Below are 3,967 nucleotides of genomic sequence, written 5' to 3'. Positions count from 1 at the left end.
CGGGGAGCTGGACGCGCTCGGGGGGTGCTTGGCGCCGACTCCGGCCGGCGCCAGCCGCGGCGGCGGTTGTGCGCTGCGATCCCCCTTCGCCGTGCACAAGTCGCTGGACCGCGGCCGTGTCGGACGGATTGCTGACTGACGCAACCTCTGCTAGCAGAGGTTGCGTCGCAGCGCCGTGACTCGTGTCCGCGCCGCGGGCGGCGCCTGAACTACCTCGCGGGCCGGCGTCCATGTCACCGCGGGGTGAAGCGCTCGCGTCCGCGGATCCCGGCCGGGCCCGTTCCGCGGACAGGGGGACCGGTGCGGAAGCCACGCGGATTTCGCGGTCGGCGAGGGCGACCAACTCCGGCCGGTGGGTGATCGCCAGCACCACGCGCCGCGTCGCCAACTGCGCAATGGCCGTATGCGCGATCGCCACGCTCGCGTCGTCGAGGTGGGCGGTCGGTTCGTCGAGCAGGATGACCGACTCCGGGGCGAGCAGCGCGCGGGCCAGGCCGATGCGCGCCCGCTGGCCGGCCGACAGCCCGAAGCCGTCGTCGCCGACCACCGTCTCCAACCCATCGGGCAGGCCAGCGACGAAGCCGTCGAGCCCGACGTCGCGAAGCACCGACCAAATCGCTTGTGGCGCAGCGCCATTGCCCAGGGCAAGGGCACGGCCCAGGGTGCCGGTCGGGAGGTAAGGCCGCTGCGTCACCACATGGCAGGGCGGTGCCGTGACGGTCCCGGAGTCGGGGGCGCGCAGACCGGCGATCAACTCGATCAGGGTGGTCTTGCCGGCCCCCGAGGGTCCGGTGATCGCGGTCAGTCCGGGCCCGGCGTGGAGGTCGATACCGGCCAGGACCGGCTCCGGCGCCCCGGGATAGGTATAGGTCACCTCGCCCATCTCCACGGCTGCCAGTGCCGACAGGGCGCCTCGCCGATCGTCAGCGGCCACCCCGGCTCCGGCCTCGCTCGCTCCGGCGGCCGCGGCCGCCCCGTCACGGGTACTCAGCTCCGCCTGGATCTCGGCCAGCGCTTGCGCCCCGTCCGCCGCGCTGTGGAACTCCTGCCCAACCCGGCGGATCGGCCAATATGCCTCCGGCGCAAGCAGAATCGCGACCATCGCCATCGACAGCGGCATCGCGCCGTTGGCCAGTCGCACGCCGCACAGCACGGCGACGATCGCCACCGAGATCGTCGCCAGCAACTCCAGCGCCGCCGAGGACAAGAACGCGATCCGCAGCGTGCGCATGGTCGCAACCCGGTGCTCCTGCGAGACCGCCCGGATCGTGCCCAGCTGCCGCTCGCCGCGCCCGTAGTTCACCAGGGTCGGCAACCCGCGCACGACATCGAGAAAGTGCCCGCCGAGGTCGGCCAGCGCCCGCCAGCGCCGCGCGGTCTCGTCCTGCGTCGCCCGCCCTATCAACGCCGCAAAGAGCGGCAACAGTGGCAGCGTCAACACCACCACGAGCGCGCTCGGCCAGTCCACGATTGCCAGCGTCACGACCGCACCCACCGGCACGATCGCGGCGGCGACGAGGGCGGGGAGGTAGCGCGCGACATACGGCTCTACGCTTGCGCATCCGGAGGTGGCGAGCGTCAATTGCGTTGCGGCAGCGGGCCGTATGCCGTCCGGTCGCCCCGCCCACGCAGCGAGCAGTCGCGCTCGCAGGGCCTTCGAGACGACCGCGCCGGCGCGCGCCGCGACATACTCCGCGGCGGCGGCGAGCAGCCCGCGGGCGGCGAAGAGCACGACCAGCCAGGTGAGCGGCATACGCACATCTGCGGAACGCGCGATCGCGACCACGACGCCGGTCAGGGCGAACGCGGTCGCGATCGTGGCGACCCCTTGGAGGATCCCCACCACCCCCAAGGCCACGAAGGGGCGGCGGGCCTCGGGGACGGTGGAGAAGACTTCGGGGTCGAAGGGCTTCACAAGGACGCCGGCAGACCTATCGGACGGCGGCGGGCACGTGGCCCGGATCCTGTGCAGCAGGGATCTGCTCCACACTGATCCGCTTGCGGAAGACCCAGTAGGTCCAGCCCTGGTAGAGCAGGACGATGGGGGTGAAGACCACGGCGGCGATCGTCATGATCTTCAGGGTGTAGTCGGTGCTCGACGCATTGTGGATGGTCAGCGACCAGGCGTCCTTGGTCGAGCTCGGCATGACGTTCGGGTAGAGCATGAAGAAGTACGTCGCCACCGCGAACGCGATCGTCACGAAGGTGCCGGTGAAGGCGAAGCCCTCCTTGCCGCGCATGTTCGAGGCGATCGACGCAAGCAGCGCGACGGCCGCGACAACGGTCGTCAGCCAGGACCAGATGCTGCCCCGGGTGATGCCCAGGACGAGCAGCAGGATGACGGCGAGCCCGGCCGCGGCCAGCCCCGACTTGGTCGCGAAGGCGCGGGCGTCCTCGCGGATCGGGCCGGCGGTCTTCAGGGCGATGAAGTAGGCGCCGTGCGTCAGGAAGAGGGCGACGAAGGTCAGGCCACCGAGCAGGCCCACCGGGTTGAGCAGGGTGAACAGGTTGCCGGTGTATTCCATGTGCTCATCGATCGGCACGCCGCGCACCACATTGGTCAGCGCGACACCCCACAGCAGCGCGGGGACGAAGGAGCCGATGATGATCGCGAGATCCCAACGGGCCTTCCAGGTCGCCGACGCCCGCTTGCCGCGGTAGTCGAAGCCCATATTGCGCACGATGAGCGCGACGAGGATCAGCAGGAGGGGGAGGTAGAACCCACTGAACAAGGTGGCATACCAGTGCGGGAAGGCGGCGAAGGTCGCGCCACCCGCGGTGAGGATCCACACCTCGTTGCCGTCCCATACAGGGCCGATGGTGTTGATCATGACGCGACGACGCTTCTCGGTGTCGTCGGCGTCGCGGCCCTTGCCGAGGATCGGCAGGAGCATGCCGACGCCGAAGTCGAAGCCTTCGAGGGCGAGATAGCCGGTCCACAGCACGGCGATGAGAAGGAACCAGATCACTGCGAGGTCCATGTCAGTTCTCCTTTCTCAGTACGCGAACTGCAGTTGGCTGTCGTCGGACATCTCGTCGGGCGACGTGGGTTCTTCGAACGCCTCGGCACCTTTCTTGACGTAGTCGGTGAAGAGCTTGACCTCGACGACGGCGAGCGCGGCATACAGCAGGGTGTAGACGACCATCGAGATCAAGACGCTGGTCGCCGAGACCGACGGCGAGACGCCGCTCGCGGTGGTCATCAGGCCGTAGACGATCCATGGCTGCCGGCCGATCTCGGTGAAGATCCAGCCGAAGCTGATCGCGAAGACCGGCAGCAGCGGGCTCCAGATCGCGATGTGCTTCCACCACCTGCTCGCCGGGCTGGCGCCCTTGCGGGTGCCCCAGAGGGTCAGCAGCGAGAGCAGGCTGGACAGCGCGCCGAGGCCGATCATCAGCCGGAAGCTCCAGTAGGAGCCGGGGATATTCGGCGTGTACGTCTTGTCGTATGCCAGCTTGCCCACCTCGGCGCCGTAGCGCTCGGTGACCTTCTGCGCCAGCGCCTGCTCCTGCGGACGGATCTGGTTGATGCCCTCGACCTCGTCGTGGAAGCTCCCGGTCGCGAGGAAGGAGAGCAGGCCGGGGATCCGGATGGAGAAGATCTCCTTGGAGCCGTCGAGCGAGCCGATCGTGAAGATCGAGAAGCCGGCATTGGTCTTGGTCTCGTAAAGGGCCTCTGCCGCAGCCATTTTCATCGGCTGCACCTCGGTCATGATCTTGCCCTGGATGTCACCGGTGACCATGACGCCGATGCTCGCGACCAGCGAGACCCAGGCGCCGATGCGCGCGGACCTGCGATACATCGAGTGGTCGGCCGCGTGCTTCTTCTTCAGCATCAGCCACAGCGAGACGCCCATGACCATGGCGCCGCCGGTCATATAGCAGGAGGTGATGACGTGCGGGAAGGTCACCAGCTGGACCTTGTTGGTCAGCACGGCGAGGAAGTCGGTCATCTCGGCGCGGCCCG

Annotated in this window: 3 protein-coding genes; all 3 read right to left on the bottom strand. The window is 68.8% G+C overall.

All coding sequences use genetic code 11. The features are described 5' to 3' along the window. A partial coding sequence (cydD, locus tag PKH97_RS14565; protein WP_324388290.1) for a thiol reductant ABC exporter subunit CydD occupies positions 1-1,915 on the bottom strand: 1,915 nt, incomplete at its 3' end. Positions 1,916-1,931: 16 nt separating this feature from the next. Next, positions 1,932-2,981 carry a cytochrome d ubiquinol oxidase subunit II gene (gene cydB / locus PKH97_RS14560; RefSeq protein WP_324388288.1) on the bottom strand — a complete coding sequence of 350 codons (1,050 nt, stop codon included), beginning with the start codon at positions 2,979-2,981 and terminating at the stop codon, positions 1,932-1,934. A gap of 15 nt (positions 2,982-2,996) precedes the next feature. Then, positions 2,997-3,967, bottom strand: a 971-nt coding sequence (locus PKH97_RS14555) for a cytochrome ubiquinol oxidase subunit I (RefSeq protein WP_324388287.1), incomplete at its 5' end; no start/stop codon positions are given.

It is taken from the genome of Nostocoides sp. (genome assembly GCF_035343835.1).
Classification (GTDB): Bacteria; Actinomycetota; Actinomycetes; order Actinomycetales; family Dermatophilaceae; genus Nostocoides_A; species Nostocoides_A vanveenii.
The sequence above is the reverse complement of the archived record's forward strand: the minus strand, read 5'-3'. Positions and strand labels throughout refer to the sequence as shown.